The organism is Candidatus Nomurabacteria bacterium, from assembly GCA_023898665.1.
In the GTDB taxonomy this organism is placed as follows: domain Bacteria; phylum Patescibacteriota; class Saccharimonadia; order Saccharimonadales; family HK-STAS-PATE-42; genus HK-STAS-PATE-42.
Window position 1 is genome coordinate 607,201 of sequence record CP060233.1, and the last position, 21,790, is coordinate 628,990.

Consider the following 21,790-nt stretch of genomic DNA (forward strand, 5'->3'; position numbering starts at 1 on the left):
TCAGCATTCTAATAAAATCTGGTAGAGGAAGCATTGACATCAAATGGAGCGGTAACATCTATTGATTTAAGTTTAGATGAGGAATGTTTTTTAGAATCTTCTTTAACTTTAGCCTCGAGCTCATCTTTTAATTTATTAATAGCTATGCCTAAATCTTTTTTGCTCAGGGCTACTTTTGGTAGAAGAGCATAAAGTGCCTTAAGCTTAGGAGATTTTAGAATGCGAGATTTATCATCTAGCTCAATAAACTCCTCGTTCAAGGAGCTCACGAACTTTTTCGATTTCTTTTTTATAATCCATTTTATTTATCTCTTAGCTATTATTTTACAACAAAAAAGATGCTGATTTGTGCTAAAATAGCATCTATATGGAATCAGCGTTTAATATTTTAGTAGTTATTTTAAGTGTCTTTCTAGCAATCTTCTTAATTCTTTGGATATTAGTACTTCTTTACGCATGGAAAATAGCTCGAGCCGCTAAAAATTAAGTTCAAAAGCTGAAGCAAGCATTAATGATGCTCAGTCTTTTATTAACAGCGCTAAAAGATGCTGTAGTTCCTGCAGTTGCAGCCAAACTCCTAGCTAAAACTATCAAAAACTTTACCAACAAAAGCAAAGTAAAAGTTAAAAAGAAGTAGATATTTCTAATTTAGCTCTCTCTAGTATATCCGACTCATTTATATCAGAGATTTCTCGTTCCTTATAAATGCTTTCCATTATTTGGATTCCTTTATCTAAATTTAGCCATTTTATCTGGCTAGAAGACTCAGGATCATTCTTTAATCTACTTTTTTCATCTATATCTTTTAACCGAACTAAGAAATAAAGAGTAGTTTTCTGAATACTAATTCCTTTCGACTTGTAAGACGTCTCTTTCGAGCCAATAAAATTGAGATAATTTCCCAACTAGCACCAAACTCTTCCATGAGACCTCTAACTAAAGATTCTTCCAATCTTCGCCGTCTTCTACAGATTCTCTCATCAATATACAAACCTCTCCCCCTATTACTGGAGCATCAACAAAATAATGACAAGCTACTTCATTCTTATCATTTAACAAAACAGCGCCTACTGATAGGTGGTAAGGGTGGTCTGATCTTCCTTGAAAGTAATTTTTTCATTAATAATACCTAGATTAACCTGGGTATTATTATAGATTAAAAGGATCTTTTATTTCTTTTTAATACTATAGCGTTGTTGAATGAATAGTAGTTCGTCAATTATTTCTTGAAGATGATGAGCCTGAACCTCATTTCCTTTTTTAAGCTGATCGCTGAGTCTATCAAGTTTTGTGGCTAATGTTGCAAAATACTGGCCTGATCTTACTAAAGCATCGGTTTCTGTAATATCATCTGCTTCGACATATTTAGTAACATCGGCTAAAAATAGCTCATTAGTTAATAAAGAGTAGGTATCTTTTTCTTCGGTATCTCTCATAATTTTCTTATTTCTTAACATTTTTTAATCATTATTTTTTATATGGACTAAAACGCTACTAAAGCCTTCATTTGTAACTACTAAGTGGTCGATCAGTTCTACGCCAAGGACATTACCGGCCTCAACCAGTTGTTTAGTGGTTTGGATATCTGCCTCGGTTGGTTCTAGGGTACCGGAAGGGTGGTTATGTGCTATCAAGACAGCTATTGCTCCTTGCTCAATTGCTGGCTGAAAGACCTCTCTCGGATGAACTATGTTAGATGTTAGACTGCCTACAGAAATGATCTCGTCATGTATTATCTGATACCGACTATTTAAATAAAGTGCTCTAAGCTGCTCTTTTTTTCCGTAAGATATTACTTTTAGGTGCTTATAGGCTTGAGCCGGAGTTTTAATATAAGCTGGCTTGCCATATTTTTCGCTAAAGAATCTTCTACCAATCTCAAGCGCTGCAACAATCTGTGATGCTTTTCCGATTGGTATCTCTACTAGCTCAGCAAATTTTTTTGGGCTTAGCTCACTAGTTAAAGCTTTTTCTCCATACTCTCTTAAGATTCTCTGCGCCATAGACATTACCTCCTCTTTACGAGTTCCCGTACCTAAAAGAACAGCTACAAGCTCAGCAACTGTTAAATATTTTGCACCAAGAGTAGCAAGTTTTTCTCGAGGTTTTTGCTCGATAGGAAGATCACGAACTTTTATTGTGTAGTGACCAGAAGGGATATCACTGTGGGCTAGTGTGATATCATGGTCTATGAATTTGTAGGAGTTAGTAAGAGACACTTTTGTATGTTACAGCTTTTAGTTAATTTGAACTTAAGCGGCCGTAAATTTTTAAAGTGGCTCAATATGCTAAAATTAAGCTTTATATATTATGGCAGGACATAGCAAGTGGGCGCAGATAAAACGCGCCAAAGGAGTCAACGACGCTAAACGCGGAGCTTTGTTCACGCGTATCGGAAACCAAATCGCAGTTGCTGCTCGCGCAGGTACTGATCCTCTATTTAATCCATCTCTTGCCGCGGTGATTGAAAAAGCCAAGGCCGCTAACATGCCAATGAGCAACATTGAGCGAGCGATTAAAAGAGTTTCTGATAAGAATGCTGCTCAACTAGAGGAAGTTTTATACGAAGGCTACGGACCAGCTGGTGTTGCTGTAATGGTTGAATGCGCAACTGATAATCGTAATAGAACCTATCCAGAAGTTAAACATGCATTCTCTAAGTTTGGTGGCAGTATTGGAGAGGGCGGAAGCGTTGCTTTCCAGTTTGAAAGAAAAGGTGTAATTGTAGTTAAGGCTAGCGGAGAAGATGCGCTTTTAGAGGTACTAGAAGCTGGAGCTGAAGATGCTAATGAGGAAGACGACATTATTGTTGCATATACAGACCCGAAAGATCTGCACTCTGTTAAACTTAAGTTAAACGAGGCGGGCTTGGAGACTGAAAGTGCTGAGCTCAGCTGGGAGCCTAAAAATCATGTTCCTATTGATGAAGAGGCGACGCAGAAATTAGAAAAGATTATTGATGCTCTTGAAGAGCTCCAGGATGTGGTAAATGTAAGCCATAATGCTGAAGCTTAAAATAGATTATTCTTGAGCTATAAAGCTTTTAGTTTTACTTTAAGATCAGAGAGAACCTTTAAAGATAAGTTCGAGAAATCATCGTTAAAGATATTATGTTTCTTATACTTAAGTTTTTTCTCGATATAGTTAAGTACGTCTTTGGTCCCAAGAACATTTCCGTAACAATTATTAAGCTTAGTTTGAAGTTTTTTTAACCATCTCCTATCATATGTTGCCCATACAAAATCTTCCTCAATAATCTTACCCTTGCTCCTATTGCATAATAATTTGACTATCTCTGTACGAGCAAAATATGTATGTGTTCTCGGTATGCTCTTTTTTAATGTTTCGTTTCTTGATATTGATAACAGCCTTAATGCCATAAGCTCTGTAGTACCTTCGACTATGCTAGGGAACTTATTAAAGAATGACCCTTCAACGAAAGACTGTAAGTAGGCATGGCAAAGTTCATGGAATATAAGCTCTTCATCAACTCTATAGTATGGGTAGTTAAGCTCAATTGCTTTATTCGCAATATTATAGCTTGCGCCCACATCTCGTAATAAGGGAGTTAGCCTTGCACCCATAATGATGGGTCTATGGGCCTTAAATCTTACTCGAGGAGATACCCTCAAGTATCCTTCCTCATGAAGCTTTATAGATGCTGACTTAAAGTCGGCCACCATTGAATCTGTGTCTCCTTTAAAGTGCACCTCTTTAAAATTACCCGAATTAGCAACTTCAACTGTAAAATCTTTGAGCCATTTCCTTATTTTATATAAAGTTTTAGTATCAATATCCATAAGCAGATCTACCCAGGATCCTGCTTTATTCTTTAATGAATTTATTCCGTAATCCGGCTTTACGTTGAGTATGTTGTTTAGGCTATTGTTAATCCTGTATATACCATTACTCTTTATCAGAACTCTAGTTAGTTCCTTGGTCTTTGATACATCATCAACTGTTGGCCTAGAAATTGCGTATGTGTCCCTAAAATCGCTCATTTTACATTTGTGTTTTAAGCAAGATTTTCACTTCTTCTAGGCTTTTGCATTCCATGAGTTTAGCCCGCAGATCACCTGCGCCGTCGAAGTCTCTGATGTAAATTTTAAAGAATCTTTTTAATGGCTCAAACTTTTTTTCTGGATGTTCTTTTAGCTCTTCTTCAAAAAGTTGGATGTGGTAATTTAACATCTCAATTAACTCTTCTTTTGTTCCAGATCTAGGCTCATCTCTAAAACAGTAGATGTTTTGGAATATTCCACGCCCGATCATTACGCCATCTAAGTTATGTTTTTTAGCTAAGCTTAAGCCCTCTGTTTTAGACATAATATCACCGTTGCCGATAATCAAAGTATTAGGAGATATTTGATCTCTAAGCTTAACTATCTTTGAGAATAATTCATGGTGTGCGGGAACTTTAGACATCTCCTTTTTTGTTCTTGCGTGAATTGTAAGCGCTGCGATATCTTGGTTTAGTAAGAACCCGAGCCATTCTGGCCACTCCTCTACTTTTGAATAACCTAAACGTGTTTTGACTGAAACAAGAAGACCGCCAGTTTTTGCAGCTTGAATCATTTTGCCGGCTAACTCTGGGTTACGAATTAATGCAGAGCCGGATTCGTGCTTAGTGGCAGTTTTGACAGGGCAACCCATATTAAGATCGATGCCGTCAAAGCCAAGTTTTTTAAGGTCTTTAGCCATTTTGGCGACGTTTTCTGGGCTAGAGCTCCAAATTTGGGCAATGAGTGGCTTCTCTACTTTCTTAAACTTAAGTCTCCTACCAACTACGTGATTACCTTGTTTGGAGTTCCAACCTTCGGCATTGGTGAATTCTGTAAAAAAGAGATCCGGACGCCCGGCTTTAATCACCACTCTTCGAAAGACTGTATCCGTTACAGCCTCCATTGGGGCAAGAACCGTAAACGGCTTTGGGAGCTTATCCCAAACTGTCTTCTTTTTGAATATCATTATTCTTATTATAACAGTGATGAAACTCTCTATATGCTAAAATTAACTTAATCACCTATGGCATCAAATATTCCTAGTAAAAATAAAGCTAATAAAAAAAATACAAATATTCTTTCAAAGATAAAAAAAGAATTTAAATTAATGTATAAAGAGTTCTCTAACTGGTTAAAGAGAAAAGTTGATAATAGAAAGATTGAGGGAGCGCCAAAGTCTTTTAAAAAATCCAAAAAACAAAAAATTGAAAAAATTGAAAAAAGTACTAAGCTTATTGCTGATAGCCTGAAGTTTATTGGTGAGCATTGGAAGACTCTGACCATAATCTTACTCAGCTATATTGGGGTTTATTTTTTGTTAGCATATGCAACTCCAAATATAAATTTGCCAGATTTGTTTAAACAGGCTAATGACTCAGGAGCTAGCCCAGGCATAGCAGATAAGTTTAAAACTTTATCTGGGGCTTTATTTACTTACAGGAGTGATGCAACTGATTTTGCTCGCTGGGCGCAATTCTTCCTAGCAATAATTTTTAGCTTGATATTTATTTATACGATCAGAAATTTGCACAAGGGCTATAAGTTAAGAGCTCGTGATGCTCTATATAACGGAACAAGCAATTTAGTGCCTTTTGTATTAAATATGTGTTTTATAGCTATCCAGCTCATCCCATTTACTTTAGTCGGAGTAATTTATAATATCGGCATGTCTCGAGGACTGTTTATTGGAGCCCTAGAAAAATATACAGCGACAATAGTACTAATCTTTTTTGGACTACTTACTTTCTGGTTTATACCTACGGCAATAATTTCTCTTTATGCCGTAACAGTACCTGGAGTCTACCCAACAAAAGCCATGCAAGCAGTAAGAATTATGGTCTCTAGAAGAAGATTAGAGGTGGTACGACATCTCACTGTATTTATATTATTTATCTTCCTTAGCTACTTAATTCTTTTACTTCTTCTTGTTACTTACTTACCAAGATTTGCCAACTTAAGCTTAGACCTCTTCTTTTTAATCGCTCTACCGCTTATACATGTGATGATGTACAAGCTTTACTTAAAACTTCTTGAAGGAGCCCAAGAGCAAAACATTTAGACGACTAACCAAATAAAAACTGTTAACTTTCTCTATAATATTGTATAATATATAGTTAATATGGGAGAGCTAATTAGAATTGGTGCCGAAGATTTTCGAAAAGGTTTAGGGGCATTAGTAGATCCGGCCGGGGCCCATGTTGCAGAACTAACTCTAAATGGAATGAATGTATTCTATCCAAAACAAGTTGTTGATGTGGATGGTGCACAAAAAACAAGAGGAGGTATGCATCTATGCTCTCCATACTTTGGTCTCCCCGACTCAATGAAAGCACTAGGACAACCCCAGCACGGTTATGCAAGAGATGTTGAGTGGGAGGTCAATGCAGAAAGTAGTAGCTCGGTTAGTTTATCGCATGTGCAGACTGAAGGACCATTTAGTGGCTTAGTGCAACAGATTGAGTATAAGATTCTACAAGCTGGCGACAAAAGGTTCGATGCGACCCTTTGCGCCATGTTAAGTTTAAGAAACACAAGAAGTCGAGCAGGAGACATTCCTAAATCTGATAGAGATATAATTGTAGCTCCAGGATTTCACCCATATTTTGATGAGCTATTTGATCAAACGCTTCATATGAATACACCTAGAAGATCAGATACAGCTAGAAGAATGGGAATATCTGCTATACAGACAATAAGAACTCAAAGTGATTTAGAAGTTGTTATTTTAACTAGTGGATTGCCAAATCTAATTGAGTGGACTGATGGCGCTGGGAGATATTCTTGTGTAGAACCTACTTGTGCAGGGGAGTCATTAGACACTTTTGAAGGTGCTTATATTATAAAACCGGGCTTTCAAAAAGATTTTGCAGTTGAGATTGCAGTTAGGAGAGATGATACCAATCTTTTCATGCTTTAATATACACTTTGCTAAACTTAATTAGTATAGATGAATAAAAGATCTGCTGAAAAAAGAATTCATAAGCTTAGGGAGTTAGTTAATGATTATCGCTATCGTTACCACGTGCTTGATGAGAGCACTATGAGTGAGGCTGCTGCAGATAGCTTAAAACACGAATTAGCTGAGTTAGAAAAAGAGTTTCCAGATCTAGTAACTCCAGATTCACCTACGCAGAGTATTCCGGGTGAGATTGCTAAAGGTTTTAAAAAAGTTCAACATGCAACTCGAATGCTAAGCTTAAATGATGTTTTCAGCAAAGAAGAAATTGAGGCTTGGGAAGCGCGAGTTCAGAAATTTACTCCTAATGAAAGGTTAGAGTTTTTTGCCGACATTAAATTAGATGGCTTGGCGTGTTCTCTAGTTTACGAGGATGGACTACTTGTTAGAGGAGCAACTCGTGGTGATAGTTTTATTGGTGAAGATGTGACTAATAATATTAAAACTTTAGAAAGTATTCCGCTTAGGCTTAATGACTATAAAGATTTTAGCAAAGGAAGAACTGAAGTTCGTGGAGAGATTGTTATCTTTAAAGATGAATTCGAGAAATTAAATACTAAGCTTAAAGAAGAAGGTTCTAAAACTTACGCTAATCCGAGAAACTTAGCTGCTGGAACCATCAGACAGCTCGACCCTAAACTTGTGGCCGCACGACCTCTTACTTTTTTTGCTTACGATTTAATCCATGATGGCTTCATAGCAACTCACCAAGAAGTTTATGAGAGTTTTAAGAAATTAGGTTTTAAGACTTCTGGAGCCTGGCAAACCTTTGAAGATATCGATTCTTTAGAAAAACACATAAGCAGTTGGTCAGAAAAAAGACAGGTTCTTAAGTTTAATACAGACGGTTTTGTTATTAAGATTAATGATAGAAAAGTATATTCTCAACTTGGAGTTGTTGGTAAAGCTCCGCGTGGAGCCGTGGCATTTAAGTATCCAGCCGAGCAAAGCACAACTAAAGTTCGAGATATTTTTGTAAGTATCGGTAGAACGGGCTCTGCTACTCCTGTAGCAATTTTAGAACCAGTAAACTTAGCGGGCACTACAGTCTCTATGGCTACACTTCATAATGATAGTGAGATTAAGCGTAAAGATATTAGAGTTGGTGATACTGTAATTGTAGAAAAAGCAGGAGATATAATTCCGGCCGTAATTGAGAGTTTAAAAGATTTAAGATCCGGTGATGAGAAAGAGTTTAGCTTCCCTAAGAACTGCCCAGAGTGTAATACTATTTTAACTAAACTAAAAGAAGATGAGGCTGTTTGGCGCTGTCCTAATAATTCATGCCCAGCAAGAGTGAGTAAGAGAATTCAACATTTTGCCTCGCGAGGAGCTTTAGATATTGAAGGTATGGGAGAAAAGAATGTAGAGGCTTTGCTTGATGCTAAGTTAATTAAAGATTCTGCTGATCTTTATTCCCTGAGATATGAGGATGTTCTAAATTTAGAAAGGTTTGCGGAAGTTTCTAGCAGAAATCTAATTGATGCGATTAGCGAGAAAAAGAATCCACCTTTAGCTAAATTTATTTATGCTTTAGGTATAAGACAGGTTGGATCTCAGACTGCAATTGATCTTGCTGAGAAGTTTAAAAAATTAGAAAGATTAAGCTTAGCTAATCTGGAAGAATTATTAGAAGTTGAAGGAATTGGAGAGGTTGTAGCAGAAAGTATTTTGGCCTGGTTTGGGGATCCTGAGAACAAAGAACTGCTAGAAAAGTTTAAAAAGAATAAAGTTGAACCTCAAGAAGTTGAAGAAGTTAGGGGTGGCAAGCTTGAAGGCTTAAGCTTTGTGATAACTGGAAGTATCAGTGGAATGAGCCGAGAAGAAGCTGCCGATAAGATTAGGGCTCTTGGTGGAACTTTCCAAAGCTCAGTTGGAAAAGGCACAACTTATTTAGTAGCAGGAGGAAGTGTTGGCGAATCAAAACTCAAAAAAGCCGAACAATTCGGAACTAAAGTAATCGACGAAGAAGAATTTAAACGACTGATATAATTTATAACATAATGAATAACCTAGAATTGATTAAAGAGGCAAAAGAAGTCCTTAATCCTTTAAGGATTGGTGATGACTGCGTTGGTGATGTTGGCGCTGCGATACTAACTAGCGATGGTAATGTATTCAAAGGAGTTTCCGTAGACTTCGGATCCGGTCTAGGATGCTGCGCAGAAAGAATTGCTATTGGTAATATGTTTACAAACAAGTCGTACAAAATAAAAAAGGTAGTTGCAGTTTGGAATAATAACCCAAAGAAGGAGTTATTTGTTTTACCACCTTGTGGTGCATGCAGACACTATATGTACAATATCGTAGAAGATGGAGGAGATATTGAAGTAGTTCTTTCTGCCTCAAAGTCAGTTAAACTTAAAGATCTTTTACCTCTTGGTGGATGGGACGTAGAGAAAGTTAATATATAGAAAACTTTGGAAGAAGATAAAAAGGTGATGTGCAAGGTCGCAATTATTTGCGGGACGAAAGTCCTGGTATTAAAGCGCTCTTGGAAGGTCATCTATCATCCACATAGATGGGATATCCCTGGTGGAGCAAAAGACTTTGGCGAGAGTTTAGAGGATGCAGCTTCACGAGAATGTCTAGAAGAAGCTGGCTACGAAGTCGACCCTACTAAGCTTAAATTGATTGATACTCAGTCCAAGGTGCGTGATGGAAAGCCTGCGGAAAGATATTGCTTTGCTTTTTATGCTGAACAGGAATTTGAACCTAGGTTAAGCTTTGAGCACTCAGAATATAGGTGGCTAGAGATAGGCGAACTAGATGAAGTAAACTTACCAAACTTTTATAAAGATTGTATACGAGCTTGCTTAGCCGATGTCGAACTTCTCTAGCTTCTTTTTGGCTTCTTTTGTGCCAGAGTTTTGGAGCTCTAAAAGCTCTGAGTAAACCCCACCAGTTTTGGCGAGTTCTTTTGGTGAGCCAACTTCATCTATCTGACCATTCTTTAAAGTTACAATAAGATCCGCACCAGAGATTGTTGATAGCCTGTGCGCAATAATAATTGTAGTCTTGTTATGCATAAGATTATCAAGAGCAATTTGTACTTCTTTCTCGGCTTTAGAATCTAGTGAGCTTGTTGCTTCATCTAGGATCAGAATTGGTGCATCTTTTAAAATGGTTCTAGCAATTGCTACGCGCTGTTTTTGACCTCCACTAAGCTTAACTCCACGCTCACCGATATAAGAGTTGTAACCATCTTTGAATTTAGAGATAAACCCGTCTGCATTGGCAGCTTTTGCTGCTTCCATAACCTGCTTTTTGCTAGCTTTAGGTTTTCCGTAAGCTATGTTTTCTGTAATTGTTCCGGAAAAAAGTGCGGGTTCTTGTAAGACTAAACCGATTTGTTTACGGAGCGATACTGTCTCTAGATTATTTAGGTCGTGACCATCTAGGAGAATTGTTCCTGATGATGGATGATAAAGCTTTAGAAGTAGGTGTGCTAACGTTGATTTACCTTGGCCTGATTCTCCAACAAGAGCTACTTTTTGTCCTGGTTTGACCTCAAAGTTTATGTTTTTAAAAACTGACTCACCTTTTTTGTATGAAAACTCGACATTATTAAACTTAATCTCACCATTTATTTTATCTATGATTTCTGTGGCAGATCTATCTTCTTCAACCTGGTCTAAAGTTATGAAGTAGTCTCTGGAGCTAGCAGTTGCAGCCTGAAGCTGACTTACTAAATATGAGATCATGAAGATTGGAACTCTTACTAAAAGCGAGAATTGAATTAGTGCAACTGTATCACCAATTGTGATTGCTCCAGAATAAAGTTGCTGAACAATAGCTATAAAGACAAGGCCGAATATTATGTTTACTACAACTTTTCTCTCGACATCTTTCCTATTCCAGAAAATACTTTGCTTTTTATGTATTGGAGTAAGCTTCTCCAAAGTTGAGTTAAAATACTTATGCTCGCTATCCTCTGATGCAAAACTTTTGATAGTCTTTATGTTACTTATTGCCTCTTGAAAACGTCCAGCAGCGATATCTTTTAATTCGTTCTTTTGGTTCTCATAATTTTGCCAAGTACCGGAACTTCTAACTGTCATTAGAATATAAACAGGATAAATTGCAAGAAGAACTAGTCCCACAACCCAACTAATACTAAATATAAAGAATAGGGAGAATACAGTAGTTGCTATGAATCCTAATAAGTTATTAGAAAAAGCCTGCATAAATGCGGCCAAACCTGTTGTTGAGCGATTAAGCTTAGAGACAATGGTTCCGGTTAATTCTTGGTCGAAGTAATTCTGAGGTAGTTTTAAAATCTTTTCATAGAACTTATCTGAAAGAAAGTTTGATATTTTTAAGCTTAACTGGTCACCAAAATATCCATTTACGTTATTAAGAAGTGTTTGAGCAATGTCTGCTATAAATATGGCAAGAACTAATAATAGCGCTGAGTTCCTGACAAGACTTCCCGAACTAAAGCCGTCTATTAATTCTCTTGTTATCAGCGGCATTACTTGCCCGAGCATGGCTACTGTTAAGCTTAAAAGCCCAATTGCAAGATAGTATCGCCATAAATGACCAGAGAATTTTAAAATTTTAAAAATACTACGCATCTTATTTATTATAACTTAAGCGAGTATTCTGAATAACTTTTGCCATTGTTCTAAACTTAATTCTTCTGCTCTGGTCTCTAGGTTTAAGTTTAATTGGGTCAATCTTGTAGAGACCTCTTGTTTCGATATTCTAAGACCTGCACAGAGATTATTGACTAGAGTCTTTCTGGGTGACGAAAAGCTAAACTTAACAAGTTGAGAATATCTTTTAAAGTCTATGTTAAACAATGTTTCTTCTCTTGGTTCTAGAATAATAACTTGAGATTTAACTTTAGGCGGAGGAGAAAATGATTCTATACCTACAATAATCCCAAGTTCTGTTTTATAGAAGTAGTTTATAAGCATAGCAAGTTTATTTGAGTTACCGTTTTCTGGAGACTGCGCCATTTTTTCTGCGACCTCTTTCTGGACTAAAACTACAGCCAGTGACGGCTTGTTCTTCATCTCAATTAAGTTTCTAAAAAATATACCTGAGATGTAGTAAGGTAGATTTGCTACTAGTTTGTAATTCTTTTGGAGCTCCTCAAAGTTAAAAGTTCGTATGTCAGAATTTACAACTTCTAGATTAGTTTTGCCTGGGAAGCTTTTTGGTAAGTCTGATGCTAGCTTTTCGTCAAATTCTATTGCTAAAACTTTAGCATCAGATTTTAAAAGTTTAGATGTGAGAGTACCTAAACCTGGTCCGACCTCAACGACAAAATCACTTTTATTAAGCTTAGCGTAGTCAGCAATTGCTTGCAGAATTAATGGATCTTGCAACCAGTGCTGACCAAGCTTTTTATTAGCAGGCATTTTTAAAGACTTTCTAGAACTTTAATGCGCTCTTCAATTGGAGGGTGTGTTGAAAATAATTTAGATAGAGACGAGGCCTTTAGAGGATTTGCTAAGAATAGATGAGCAGTAGCACTAGATTGAACTTTAAGTTTAGATCCTTTAGTGCTGATCTTCCTAAGAGCATTAGCAAGTTGTTTTGGTTGGTTAGTTATCTCAGCCCCTGAGAGATCCGCTGCGTATTCTCTCTGCCTAGAGATTGCGGCTTGGATTAATATTCCAACAAAGCTAGAGAGAATTGAGATTACAATATAGCTTAAGAAGCCACCACGGTTATCATCTCCGAATAATACTGAACGTAAGAAGAAGTCGAGAATTAAGTTTAGTGATGTAATGCAAGCAAATACAATCATCATTAGACGAATATCGTAGTTTTTGACATGTGAGATCTCGTGCGCAAGTACAGCCTCTAGCTCTTCGTCTGATAGAACTTCTAAGATTCCGGTCGTTACTGCTACGTGGGCTTTTTCTGGAGATCTTCCTGTTGCAAAAGCGTTAGCCGCAGAATCGTTTACAATATAGAGCTTTGGCATCGGCAGTCCTGCTTTTTTTGTTAGACCTTCAACCATTTTAAAGATCTTCGGATAGTCTTTTTTTGAGATTTCTTTGGCTCTATTAAGCTTAAGAGCAACTTTAGAGGCTGTAAAGTAGCTGATTAAAGCGTAAACTGCTCCGAAAAGGACTGAATAATAGACTCCGAATATATTGCCAGTAAATTGGTAATAGAGCCAACCTAAAAGGGATGTAAAGGCCAGAAGGCCTACAATAATTAAGTTTGATTTAAGCTTATTTTTAGAACTCGAATGTGTATGCATATGACCCTATTATATCATCTACCTCAGTAAAAGGCACATATAGATATATGGTTTTATCTTACTATTAGAATATTAAGTTGAAGAATCACTTGATGCTTTTGCCACTTCTTGCTCCAACTCTTTCCGCCGAGCAATTGCTCTTTGACTTCTAATACGTCTACGTTCACGTTCGCTTAATCCTCCCCATATGCCAAACCTTTCTCCTTTAGACATTGCGTAACCTAAACAATCCTCTCTGACTGCACATCCTTTACATACTTCTTTGGCCTCTCTAGTAGATGCCCCTCTTTCAGGAAAGAAAAGTTCGGGATCAGTCCCTAAACAATTGGCAAAATCTTGCCATCCATTTGATTCTATTCCGTCTCTTAACACTTTAGACTTTGAAGCAAAAGAGCCAGCATTACTAGCCCTATGTTCTGATTTATGTTTTCGAAGCGCCTCTTCCGCCTCGTCAGTATAGCCTGGAGGACAATCTTCAGTATCCATTCCACCCAAATCTGCTTCGATTGACTCTAGATCTTCATCTGATGGCTCAACACCCAGAAAATCATCCAAAGTTGGTGATGGGGAAAAACTACCAGAATATAAATCTCCACCAGTTGTACCTGCTGCCATGTTTGCTACCTCTCTTTGTATAGTATTTTAAATGATAAGTTAAGTGCAAAGTAGCTCTAAACTTAACAACAATTTTATAGAGAATTAATTTAATTAAATATTTAAGAGGCTGATTTTTTGATGAATTCTGCTTCTTTTTCTAAGGTAACTTTAAGCTCGTAAGATTTACAAAGAGCATTACTGCAGTCTGCCGGATAGTATCTATACTCTGCTCCTGAGTTGCCAAGCATAATACCATTTGTATCAACGAGTGCTTCTGGATCTATACCAACTAAGTTATCCTGAGTTATGACTTCAGGGTACTGACCATCTTTTTTATTAGCCTCTAGGGCAAAGTAAATCGCACTAATATCACGTTTTCGTTGGACATCACGAGCATCTGCTGCATTTTGTCTGAGTAAATATGAAAATAATATACCTAGAACGGAAAATATTACTATTACAACTAATAGTTCTAAAGCTGTGTATCCTTTGTTATCTAGTTTTTTTAGATTCATATTACTTAAGTTTAACATAACTATATACTCTATGTTACAATATAACAGTGATGCGGGTGTGGTATAATGGCTATTATTCCTGCCTTCCAAGCAGGCGATGAGAGTTCGATTCTCTCCACCCGCACCAAGCCTAGGATTTTATAAAAATTACAAAATACGAGCACGCTTGCTTAGTTATCGAAGATAACGGCAAGGTGCTCGTTTTAGATCCATGAGTACTTGCTAATTTGCCTGAACTAAGTAACGTTTGCACCGTTTTAATAACACATATACGTGGTGATCACCTCTTGTAGTGTATAGTTAATTTATGAAATGAAGAAAATCGTCCTCACATTACTTAGTCTTTTAGTTTCTGCTCTTGTTATAGCCGGAAGCACAAGAGCTGAAAGTTATATATCAAATATAACTAGCTATCCATCAGATAATAAAGTTCCAAATATAATTTTTAATAACTTTGTAACTACATCTGAGGGAAAGATTATCTTCCGCACAGGTAAAACTGAGGGTACGAATAATGAAAATGAATTTAATATAGTCACTTTCGATCCTCTAAATAATCAATATAAGTTAGATCCAATACCTAGTGTTGGCCCAAATATACAAGATAGAGCTAGCCTCGGGACTACCGCTATAGACTCTGACGATAACATCTGGTTTACTGATACAGAAGTTGCTGACGTTAATAATTACACTGGAAGTAGCACCAACTACATACATAAAATAACGCCCACAGGTCAAAAATTTGACTACGTCTTACCCAGCCTACAAGCTAATGGATGTGATGCTGCACTATTTGGACTTGAGTTTATGCCAAATGGGGAGCTTTGGGGTTATGGAGGCGATATAGATGTGTGTAATAGTGCTCCTGGGGGCATAATAGTAAGGATAAATCCTGTAAACGGATCCATAATTAATACCTATGAAACTGATCTAGGGTATATAGGCGGTTTGTATCAGATTTCTGATACATTAATTGGATACTATGGTGTACCCTTCGACAATAATGGCAAATCATTTGGATATCTAAATAAAAGTAGTGGAGTATACACAAGCATTGCTAGTGGAGGTGGAATTTTAAGTAAACCAGTTCTGGCAAAAGATGGAAACTACTGGGCAACAACATCAAACGATAGTGGTTATCAGTTTATACGTATTAATTCCGATAACTCATTCGACAAGTTTGAAGCGCCCACAACTTACTTCAGTAATCTAGCAGTGGGTAAAGATGGAGAAATCTGGTTTTATTCTGTTGATATTCATGACGGATATACAGGGTCTATAGGAAGGCTTAATCTTGATGGAAGCTATAGAATAACAGAACAAATAGGTAAAAAGTATATTATGTATATGTCATATATAGAAAAAACGAAAGTGATTTGGGCGCTCTCTATTGATACAGACACTTTAGTAAATGGAGGTGGAAATAGCACTGGCTTTCCCACTGAGCTTATAAGTCTTGAACTAGCAGACAATAGTCAAAGTACACAAACAATAACACCTAAGATACCAAGGTCTGGTTTAGTAAATCAAATAATGCTTGCTGTAATCATTCTAATATGTACATTAACTGCTATAACCGTATTTACTATTAGAAAAATGAAGATGAGTAAACTGATAGTAAAATAGAGTGCCTATTTACTCCATCTAAGCGCCTAACTCCTCTAGAGCTTTACTGGCGGCGGCTTGTTGTGCAGTTTGTTTGCTGTGTCCAGTGCCTTGACCATATATTTTACCCTTTATAAACGCACCCAGAGTAAAACTTTTATCATGGTCTGGACCATATTCATCCAAAACTCTGTATACAGGTGGAACACCAAACTTGGACTGAGCTAGTTCTTGCAGTATAGACTTTGGATCACGCCAACTCTCAGTTTCTATCATAGTCTGAGTTTTGGTTAGTAAATTATCTGATATAAACTGCTCTGCAGTTCCAAAACCGAATTCAAGATATAGCGCACCAACAAATGCCTCAAAAGTATTTGCAAGTATTTGTAGACGAGACCTCTCAAGGTTTAATTTTTCTCCTTTACTTAATCTCAGGAGCTTATCCATTTCTAGGGCGTCAGCAACTGCGCCAATGCTTTCTGTACGGACTAAAGCAGATCTCCAAGCTGTTAGTACTCCTTCTGGCTCATCAGGATATTTTGAGTAGAGATATCTAGTTACTGCCAACTCTAGCACTGCATCTCCTAAGAACTCTAATCTCTCGTTGTTTTTAAATTTAGATTTCTTATGCTCATTTACATAGCTCCGGTGAGTAAAAGCATTTAGTAATAAGCCTAGGTTTGAAAACTCTTTTTTAATAATTTCTTTACAGAAAGTTTGATAATCTGACATATCAACACCTTGGAAGAATATTCCGGAATTTTGATTTGATTTCTGAGATTGAACCCCATGAGGTACTTCTTGAGGTTTTGGTTTTAAACTTTGTCGTGGCATATTTTTATATCCAGTTTAGCAAATTATTAAATCTTTAAGCAGATATTTTAGCTCCAGGAGTTCTTTCTCTTATTTTTCTTAATCCTACTAACATTAATGTCTCAATTGCCTCATACTGTATTAAGTCGAGCGCGGTAGAGAACTCAAACCACCCAATACTCTTCATCCATGGATCGACTGTTCTAATTGCAGAGGTATCTCCTCGTGCTTCAATTAAAAAGATGTGCATAGTCATTAATACTAAAGTATTTTGGCGTCTATACTGGAAAGTGGATTTACCCAAGTGCTCATAAACTTTCATCTCCTGAAGATCAGTCTCTTCTCTAACTTCTCTTTCTGCAGTTTGGCTAGTAATCTCTCCTGGTTCTACATGGCCTTTAGGTATGGTCCACCTATCCCTTGAGTCTTGAGCGAGTAATATTTCTATAACCCCTGCTTTATTTATCCTATAAACCACCCCTCCAGCAGTTACCTCTTTAACAGCCTCTTTTATAAGAGGTCTTTTAACAATTCTGCCGAAGCTTTTTAGTGGAGAAGTCGACTTAAGTTGCTTGTTTTGTCCTTCAGTGCTAAATTTATCTTCTCTTTTGCTAAAAGAATTTTTGCTCTCTTGATTATTGGAGTAGTTTACTCTTTTATTACTCTTTTGATTTTGAGACATTTTTATTATTGGTTATTTATATTACTTAGTTTTAACGTTTTTTGTTTTGGTTTTCTGATCTTGAGATATACTTTTGTAAACACTACCGAGTACACCATTGATAAATTTAGCAGCGTTATCCCCACCAAACTGTTTAGCCAGCTCCACGGCTTCGTCAATGGCAACTTTATAGGGGACGTCTTGATATGGGAACTTTAGTTCATATACTGCAAGACGAATGATAGACACTTCTACCATAGGTATTTGATCAAGAGGCCAGTTTGTCGCGAATGGTAGCCAAAGATTATCCAGCTCTTCTTGTTTATTTACTACACCGATTATTACATTACTAACAAACTCAGTGTCTTGAATGTTTTCTCTATGGACAGAAAGGGCTCTAGCAGATATATCTTCAATGGCAAGGTTAGGATCTTTAAGACTACTCCGAACAAAGTACTCGTAAAGAGCCTGCATTGCTACTATTCTGCCAAGGTGCCGGTTTGCCGCCATAACTAGCTTAATTCTAACCTAATGTCAGGTGAAATTGAAGTGATTTATATTTACTTTTTTGCTCGGACTTGAGAAGTGACTTTTTTACCGCTCTCTTTTTTTGTGGTAAAAGCTTTTACCGGACTCTTGCTATTAACAGCTCTAGCTAGTGTTAACCTTAAATGAGACCTTCTAAGGCCAGTTTTTCTGTGTGAGGTTCGCCTCTTAGGGACTGTATTTTTTGCCATTTTCTATTTAATCTTATTAAGTGTAGTATTGTTCAGTGTTACGATTTAATATTGTAGCTTAACAGAGCTAAAAAGTCTACTCTCTTTCAGTAATACGATGTTTAAGCTTAGTCTTTTTAACTCCAAAAATCGATGTACCTATTGCAGTAATACTAGCAGCGATTATTATACCTACGGTTAAGACTGACCCTGTTTTTGGTGGCTTAACCGTTGATATGCCAATCCCTTCTGGAGAACAATTTGCATCGTCATAAGTCACCTCTAAATAAGCGTAGTCCAAAAGACCTGTGACCACTTCTGGTTCAGTTTCTCCCATGCTTATTGCAATTTTTGTCAATGGGTTAGATAGCTGTGATTGTGATGGAATTATCTGGACAGGAGAGCTGCTTTCTGTCAACTCATTACTGAGTAATCCAGAGAAACTTGCTCCTTCGATATTTAATGCTGCTGGATTTACCAACCCACCAAAAGCGTTGGAATCTAAAGAAGCCTGAGACGAATCCTCACTCATCTTAATATCAAAGCTCGGGTAACCTTGGTAATCTTCGGTGGTGACTAATATAGCAGCGGAAGTTGGCTGTGTTTGTTCGATATCAGACTTCCATATAGCATGCACTACTACTTGTTCGATTTGCGAACCCAAACAAATCACATCTTTTTGATAATCTAACATTACAATAGAGTTTGTGCCGGGTGATCCTATTGGACCGGATATTGAAGGATCAAGTAAAGCAAACTGTCCGTCCTCAGAAAGAGAGTTTGCTAAATCTGTGCCACCATTACTATAAATTGAGCTTGGCGCTGAAGAACCAAAAGGGTAGATCTTGACTACACCAAGTTCGGCTTTTGTTGGTTTTAGAATAACTGTCTGCTGTGTCGCATATGTATTTTTAGGATTACTTAAGAAGCCTAGGCTAAATATTAAACTAAAAAGTACTAGCGAAATGTGTGTCAAAATTTTCTTCATTTGCACTTTAAGCTTACCATAATTAGGCTTATTCTCTTCTCACTATCTTTTTATTTAATAATCTTATTAGGACACCAATTAATAGATAGCAAACTACCATACCAAGTTGACTAAACTTAAGTTGTATAGAAGCCCAAGAGAGGGAAGACAATCTTTCAATCACTATGATTATTGGCGTTAAAATAACTTTAGGCAGTAGAGCTATAAATCTTAGCTGCTCAAAATCATACATACCGATAACTCCTACAATTAAAACTAAGAGCATAATGAAAGGAATCCATGACACAACTAGTATGTTGGCTAAAATGGATATTACTGAAAACGTACCAAATACATGTGCGATGAGCGGTGCCGTCATTATTTGGGCGCATACAGACTCTATAATCATTGAGATGATTAATCCTGGTCTTTTATCTTTGTTTCTATATATTTGATCTGTTATTGCGGGAGCTAATATTAAGACTCCGAAAAATGCTAAAAAGCTAAGCCACCAACCAATGTCCTCTAAAAGATAGGTGGGATTAAAGATAGATGTAATTGCTGCGGATATTAAGATTAAGTTTAGTGGTGATATTTTTCTTCCCACAAAGCTACATGAAATTGAGATTATACATACTACTGCTGCTCGAACTACACTTGGAGAGAAACCAGTAATTAACAAAAAAGTAAATATTAAGCTTAAAGATATAAGCGCTCTTTGATACTTAGAAAGTTTTTTACCCAATTTACTTACGGCTAAGACTAAAATTGTTAAGTTATAACCACTAACGGCAATAATATGTGTTAAGCCTACTCTCGATAATTGATCTTGAAAGTCTTTGGTAATTGAAGATCTAACTCCTGCAAGAAAACCAATGCCCAGTGAAGCGTGAGGCTCAGGTAGGGACGAATAGACTGATGCAAAAAATTTTAACCTTACTTTTTCTAAAGTAGATGGACTTGAGTCTAAGACTTCAATATTTGCATACGAGATTGAACCTGTTCTAGATCCTAATGCTGGCTTAAGCTTGCCTTCAACAAATATACTATCCCCCCTGTAAACTGCGATATTTTGCTTAGTTCTAATTCTGATTCTGCCAGGTAAGTATTGTTGGTCTTCTATAAACTTTACTTTGGTAATATTAAATTCATAATCACCGTACTGGTTATAAGCTGCATCATCTTGAACGATGGCAATGAGACTTAACTGTCTCCCAAATAACTGATCATAAGTTTTTAAACTATTTTGAAAGTTTGATGAGCTGATAAATATTAAACCGGTACATATTAGTAGGGTTAATAGTCTGCCTGATTTATGTTTCGATTTATAGATTAAGAATGCTCCAGTAAATAAAGTTACAGTCCAAACTTTAGATATTTGTATTGTAAAGTTAAAAGTAAATATCTTACCTAAATAAATTGACAATAAAACAACTAAGCTTAAAAGGGTAATAAAGTGAGACTGGCGATTAAAAGGCTGTGGCTTGGTAAGCATAGGAATTTTCTGAGTTTTAGAAGAAAGGAAAAAGTGAGAGAAGAGGTGAACTTACTTTATCTAGTTTAGACTATAGAAATGCTAGAATAAAGATCAAATATGAGCAAAAAGCAAACTAAATTAGAAAAAGACTTTAGTTTTGAGCTTTCTAACTGGTTAAAGTCCGATAATACAAAATCACTACTAGAGCTTGACACTTTTTTTGGTGATAAGACTTTTGCAATTTTATTTATGTTTATGATGGCGGCAAGTGCTCTGCCGATACCAACAGGGGGTGTAACTGATGTCTTTGCGATCATTACTGTATTGTTTTCTGCTCAGCTTATTTTGGGGAGAAAAAACTTGTGGCTACCTAAGCGCTGGAGAAAGATGAAGTTAAACAAATTGTTTTTGAATAAACTTTTGCCTGGATTAGTAAAATTAATAAGATGGTTAGAAAAATATTCAAACCCAAGGCTTAGTTGGGTTTTTAAAGGAAGATTATCAGATATACTACTAGGATTATCTGTAGCTGTACTGGCAATTGCTACAATTGCAGCGCCTCCTTTTTCTGGGCTTGACACAATTCCGGCACTTGGAGTGGTAATAATATCAGCAGGCATAGTCTTAAAGGATGGACTAATGACATTAATAGGCTGGACAATTGGTGCAAGTGGGATCTTGATTCAGCTGTTGTTAGGTAAGGCTGCTGTTGAGCTCTTTCAAAGAGTTTTTTGATTAAAACATACAAAGTTGTGCATAACACAACTATTTTAATTACGTTAGTGCTTTTACCAATACACGTGAGAAGAATATAATTCAGAGAAAGATAGAATATCTAAATAAAAACTAACAATTTAATTAAATATGGGGGCTTATTATGGGCAGAAAGAAAACAATTACAAAACTAAGTGAAAGCTATGCTTTAAATGCATTTGTTGAGGCACCTATTTTTGATTGGAAACTTTCTAGGATTAGCTATTGGGCCAATATCATTACTCTTTCTGCTTTTACAACTTACTTTTTAGGAAGTTTGCACATGATAGATAAACTTTTTACCTTTATTATTAGTGGAAAAATAATGGGCACAAATTATGAGCTAACTTTTACTAATGTTTGCTGGATTAGTGCTGGGATAATAAGTAGTCTACTTGCATGGTCAATTTATAGCTATCTTAAAGTTGCTAAAAACAGAAACAAGATCAAACTCCGTATACAAGAGGCCCAACCCTTTACCCTCAATGTAAGAATAAACGCCTAGT

Annotated in this window: 25 protein-coding genes and 1 tRNA gene; 10 read left to right on the plus strand and 16 right to left on the minus strand. The window is 36.6% G+C overall.

What is annotated here, in order from left to right; all coding sequences use genetic code 11:
• Nucleotides 1–8: 8 nt before the first annotated feature.
• The 3 genes from H6799_03405 to radC all read right to left on the minus strand — a co-directional run bounded on the left by H6799_03405 (nt 9) and on the right by radC (nt 2,219).
• Complete coding sequence (locus tag H6799_03405; protein ID USN97386.1) at nt 9–260, minus strand: hypothetical protein; 252 nt, start codon at nt 258–260, stop codon at nt 9–11.
• Between the two features lie 909 nt (nt 261–1,169).
• The gene (locus H6799_03410) at nt 1,170–1,436 is read right to left on the minus strand and encodes a hypothetical protein (GenBank protein ID USN97387.1); all 267 of its coding nucleotides are present in this window, start codon (nt 1,434–1,436) and stop codon (nt 1,170–1,172) included.
• A 24-nt stretch (nt 1,437–1,460) separates the two neighbouring features.
• Nucleotides 1,461–2,219 (minus strand): DNA repair protein RadC, encoded by a 759-nt coding sequence (gene radC / locus H6799_03415; protein USN97388.1) that lies wholly within the window; start codon nt 2,217–2,219, stop codon nt 1,461–1,463.
• Between the two features lie 91 nt (nt 2,220–2,310).
• Here radC and H6799_03420 point away from each other — a divergent pair, with 91 nt between their 5' ends.
• Nucleotides 2,311–3,015 carry a YebC/PmpR family DNA-binding transcriptional regulator gene (locus H6799_03420; GenBank protein ID USN97389.1) on the plus strand — a complete coding sequence of 235 codons (705 nt, stop codon included), beginning with the start codon at nt 2,311–2,313 and terminating at the stop codon, nt 3,013–3,015.
• 17 nt (nt 3,016–3,032) lie between these two features.
• On the opposite strand, the gene H6799_03425 is transcribed toward H6799_03420, so the two are convergent.
• Complete coding sequence (locus tag H6799_03425) at nt 3,033–4,001, minus strand: hypothetical protein (GenBank protein ID USN97390.1); 969 nt, start codon at nt 3,999–4,001, stop codon at nt 3,033–3,035.
• Between the two features lies 1 nt (nt 4,002).
• Nucleotides 4,003–4,968: a tRNA-dihydrouridine synthase gene (locus tag H6799_03430; GenBank protein ID USN97391.1), complete on the minus strand. Its 966-nt coding sequence runs from the start codon at nt 4,966–4,968 to the stop codon at nt 4,003–4,005.
• A gap of 57 nt (nt 4,969–5,025) precedes the next feature.
• On the opposite strand from H6799_03430, the gene H6799_03435 reads away from it, so the two are divergent.
• From H6799_03435 to H6799_03455, 5 genes are read left to right on the plus strand one after another with little or no spacing between them, the layout of a single operon-like run.
• Nucleotides 5,026–6,060, plus strand: a complete 1,035-nt coding sequence (locus H6799_03435; GenBank protein ID USN97392.1) for a hypothetical protein — start codon at nt 5,026–5,028, stop codon at nt 6,058–6,060.
• 60 nt (nt 6,061–6,120) lie between these two features.
• Nucleotides 6,121–6,918, plus strand: a complete 798-nt coding sequence (locus tag H6799_03440) for a hypothetical protein (protein USN97393.1) — start codon at nt 6,121–6,123, stop codon at nt 6,916–6,918.
• A gap of 30 nt (nt 6,919–6,948) precedes the next feature.
• Nucleotides 6,949–8,949 carry an NAD-dependent DNA ligase LigA gene (gene ligA, locus H6799_03445; protein ID USN97394.1) on the plus strand — a complete coding sequence of 667 codons (2,001 nt, stop codon included), beginning with the start codon at nt 6,949–6,951 and terminating at the stop codon, nt 8,947–8,949.
• An 11-nt stretch (nt 8,950–8,960) separates the two neighbouring features.
• Nucleotides 8,961–9,371 (plus strand): cytidine deaminase, encoded by a 411-nt coding sequence (locus tag H6799_03450; GenBank protein ID USN97395.1) that lies wholly within the window; start codon nt 8,961–8,963, stop codon nt 9,369–9,371.
• A gap of 6 nt (nt 9,372–9,377) precedes the next feature.
• On the plus strand, nt 9,378–9,797 hold the full coding sequence (locus H6799_03455) for an NUDIX hydrolase (protein ID USN97396.1): 420 nt from the start codon (nt 9,378–9,380) through the stop codon (nt 9,795–9,797).
• Here the strand turns inward: H6799_03455 and H6799_03460 are convergent.
• The 5 genes from H6799_03460 to H6799_03480 all read right to left on the minus strand — a co-directional run bounded on the left by H6799_03460 (nt 9,774) and on the right by H6799_03480 (nt 14,292).
• Nucleotides 9,774–11,534 (minus strand): ABC transporter ATP-binding protein, encoded by a 1,761-nt coding sequence (locus H6799_03460; GenBank protein ID USN97397.1) that lies wholly within the window; start codon nt 11,532–11,534, stop codon nt 9,774–9,776. The genes H6799_03455 and H6799_03460 overlap by 24 nt on opposite strands.
• Nucleotides 11,535–11,549: 15 nt before the next feature.
• A complete protein-coding gene (gene rsmA, locus H6799_03465; GenBank protein USN97398.1) occupies nt 11,550–12,326 on the minus strand; it encodes a ribosomal RNA small subunit methyltransferase A in 777 nt (258 codons plus the stop codon).
• Between the two features lie 2 nt (nt 12,327–12,328).
• Entirely contained in the window at nt 12,329–13,180 is an 852-nt protein-coding gene (locus H6799_03470) for a M48 family metallopeptidase (protein USN97399.1), read from the minus strand.
• Nucleotides 13,181–13,252: 72 nt separating this feature from the next.
• On the minus strand, nt 13,253–13,666 hold the full coding sequence (locus tag H6799_03475; GenBank protein ID USN97855.1) for a WhiB family transcriptional regulator: 414 nt from the start codon (nt 13,664–13,666) through the stop codon (nt 13,253–13,255).
• A 230-nt stretch (nt 13,667–13,896) separates the two neighbouring features.
• Nucleotides 13,897–14,292 carry a type II secretion system protein gene (locus H6799_03480; GenBank protein ID USN97400.1) on the minus strand — a complete coding sequence of 132 codons (396 nt, stop codon included), beginning with the start codon at nt 14,290–14,292 and terminating at the stop codon, nt 13,897–13,899.
• Between the two features lie 52 nt (nt 14,293–14,344).
• On the opposite strand from H6799_03480, the gene H6799_03485 reads away from it, so the two are divergent.
• Nucleotides 14,345–14,419 (plus strand) — tRNA-Gly (locus H6799_03485).
• A gap of 185 nt (nt 14,420–14,604) precedes the next feature.
• Entirely contained in the window at nt 14,605–15,918 is a 1,314-nt protein-coding gene (locus tag H6799_03490; GenBank protein ID USN97401.1) for a hypothetical protein, read from the plus strand.
• Between the two features lie 18 nt (nt 15,919–15,936).
• Here H6799_03490 and rnc read toward each other — a convergent pair whose 3' ends face one another.
• The 6 genes from rnc to H6799_03520 form a co-directional block, all read right to left on the minus strand.
• The gene (gene rnc, locus H6799_03495; GenBank protein ID USN97402.1) at nt 15,937–16,731 is read right to left on the minus strand and encodes a ribonuclease III; all 795 of its coding nucleotides are present in this window, start codon (nt 16,729–16,731) and stop codon (nt 15,937–15,939) included.
• 34 nt (nt 16,732–16,765) lie between these two features.
• Nucleotides 16,766–17,392: an NUDIX domain-containing protein gene (locus H6799_03500; GenBank protein USN97403.1), complete on the minus strand. Its 627-nt coding sequence runs from the start codon at nt 17,390–17,392 to the stop codon at nt 16,766–16,768.
• Nucleotides 17,393–17,413: 21 nt separating this feature from the next.
• Nucleotides 17,414–17,881 (minus strand): transcription antitermination factor NusB, encoded by a 468-nt coding sequence (gene nusB, locus H6799_03505; GenBank protein USN97404.1) that lies wholly within the window; start codon nt 17,879–17,881, stop codon nt 17,414–17,416.
• A gap of 50 nt (nt 17,882–17,931) precedes the next feature.
• On the minus strand, nt 17,932–18,108 hold the full coding sequence (gene rpmF / locus H6799_03510) for a 50S ribosomal protein L32 (GenBank protein USN97405.1): 177 nt from the start codon (nt 18,106–18,108) through the stop codon (nt 17,932–17,934).
• A 76-nt stretch (nt 18,109–18,184) separates the two neighbouring features.
• Nucleotides 18,185–19,075 carry a hypothetical protein gene (locus H6799_03515; protein ID USN97406.1) on the minus strand — a complete coding sequence of 297 codons (891 nt, stop codon included), beginning with the start codon at nt 19,073–19,075 and terminating at the stop codon, nt 18,185–18,187.
• Nucleotides 19,076–19,103: 28 nt separating this feature from the next.
• Nucleotides 19,104–20,549 (minus strand): ComEC/Rec2 family competence protein, encoded by a 1,446-nt coding sequence (locus H6799_03520; protein USN97407.1) that lies wholly within the window; start codon nt 20,547–20,549, stop codon nt 19,104–19,106.
• Nucleotides 20,550–20,648: 99 nt separating this feature from the next.
• Here H6799_03520 and H6799_03525 point away from each other — a divergent pair, with 99 nt between their 5' ends.
• Nucleotides 20,649–21,266 (plus strand): exopolysaccharide biosynthesis protein, encoded by a 618-nt coding sequence (locus H6799_03525; protein ID USN97408.1) that lies wholly within the window; start codon nt 20,649–20,651, stop codon nt 21,264–21,266.
• A gap of 142 nt (nt 21,267–21,408) precedes the next feature.
• Nucleotides 21,409–21,789: a hypothetical protein gene (locus tag H6799_03530; protein USN97409.1), complete on the plus strand. Its 381-nt coding sequence runs from the start codon at nt 21,409–21,411 to the stop codon at nt 21,787–21,789.
• Nucleotide 21,790: the final 1 nt, after the last annotated feature.

What these genes read in the sequence shown, in the direction of transcription:
- H6799_03435 (USN97392.1), top strand. Translation starts at nt 5,026, where the DNA reads ATGGCATCAAATATTCCTAGTAAAAATAAAGCTAATAAAAAAAATACA.
- H6799_03440 (USN97393.1), top strand. Translation starts at nt 6,121, where the DNA reads ATGGGAGAGCTAATTAGAATTGGTGCCGAAGATTTTCGAAAAGGTTTA.
- nusB (USN97404.1), bottom strand. Translation starts at nt 17,881, where the DNA reads ATGGCGGCAAACCGGCACCTTGGCAGAATAGTAGCAATGCAGGCTCTT.
- H6799_03525 (USN97408.1), top strand. Translation starts at nt 20,649, where the DNA reads ATGAGCAAAAAGCAAACTAAATTAGAAAAAGACTTTAGTTTTGAGCTT.
- H6799_03520 (USN97407.1), bottom strand. Translation starts at nt 20,549, where the DNA reads ATGCTTACCAAGCCACAGCCTTTTAATCGCCAGTCTCACTTTATTACC.
- H6799_03480 (USN97400.1), bottom strand. Translation starts at nt 14,292, where the DNA reads ATGAATCTAAAAAAACTAGATAACAAAGGATACACAGCTTTAGAACTA.
- H6799_03530 (USN97409.1), top strand. Translation starts at nt 21,409, where the DNA reads ATGGGCAGAAAGAAAACAATTACAAAACTAAGTGAAAGCTATGCTTTA.
- H6799_03470 (USN97399.1), bottom strand. Translation starts at nt 13,180, where the DNA reads ATGCATACACATTCGAGTTCTAAAAATAAGCTTAAATCAAACTTAATT.
- H6799_03475 (USN97855.1), bottom strand. Translation starts at nt 13,666, where the DNA reads ATGGATACTGAAGATTGTCCTCCAGGCTATACTGACGAGGCGGAAGAG.
- H6799_03450 (USN97395.1), top strand. Translation starts at nt 8,961, where the DNA reads ATGAATAACCTAGAATTGATTAAAGAGGCAAAAGAAGTCCTTAATCCT.
- H6799_03490 (USN97401.1), top strand. Translation starts at nt 14,605, where the DNA reads ATGAAGAAAATCGTCCTCACATTACTTAGTCTTTTAGTTTCTGCTCTT.
- rnc (USN97402.1), bottom strand. Translation starts at nt 16,731, where the DNA reads ATGCCACGACAAAGTTTAAAACCAAAACCTCAAGAAGTACCTCATGGG.
- H6799_03500 (USN97403.1), bottom strand. Translation starts at nt 17,392, where the DNA reads ATGTCTCAAAATCAAAAGAGTAATAAAAGAGTAAACTACTCCAATAAT.
- H6799_03420 (USN97389.1), top strand. Translation starts at nt 2,311, where the DNA reads ATGGCAGGACATAGCAAGTGGGCGCAGATAAAACGCGCCAAAGGAGTC.
- rpmF (USN97405.1), bottom strand. Translation starts at nt 18,108, where the DNA reads ATGGCAAAAAATACAGTCCCTAAGAGGCGAACCTCACACAGAAAAACT.
- H6799_03515 (USN97406.1), bottom strand. Translation starts at nt 19,075, where the DNA reads ATGAAGAAAATTTTGACACACATTTCGCTAGTACTTTTTAGTTTAATA.
- H6799_03430 (USN97391.1), bottom strand. Translation starts at nt 4,968, where the DNA reads ATGATATTCAAAAAGAAGACAGTTTGGGATAAGCTCCCAAAGCCGTTT.
- H6799_03460 (USN97397.1), bottom strand. Translation starts at nt 11,534, where the DNA reads ATGCGTAGTATTTTTAAAATTTTAAAATTCTCTGGTCATTTATGGCGA.
- H6799_03410 (USN97387.1), bottom strand. Translation starts at nt 1,436, where the DNA reads ATGAGAGATACCGAAGAAAAAGATACCTACTCTTTATTAACTAATGAG.
- ligA (USN97394.1), top strand. Translation starts at nt 6,949, where the DNA reads ATGAATAAAAGATCTGCTGAAAAAAGAATTCATAAGCTTAGGGAGTTA.
- H6799_03425 (USN97390.1), bottom strand. Translation starts at nt 4,001, where the DNA reads ATGAGCGATTTTAGGGACACATACGCAATTTCTAGGCCAACAGTTGAT.
- rsmA (USN97398.1), bottom strand. Translation starts at nt 12,326, where the DNA reads ATGCCTGCTAATAAAAAGCTTGGTCAGCACTGGTTGCAAGATCCATTA.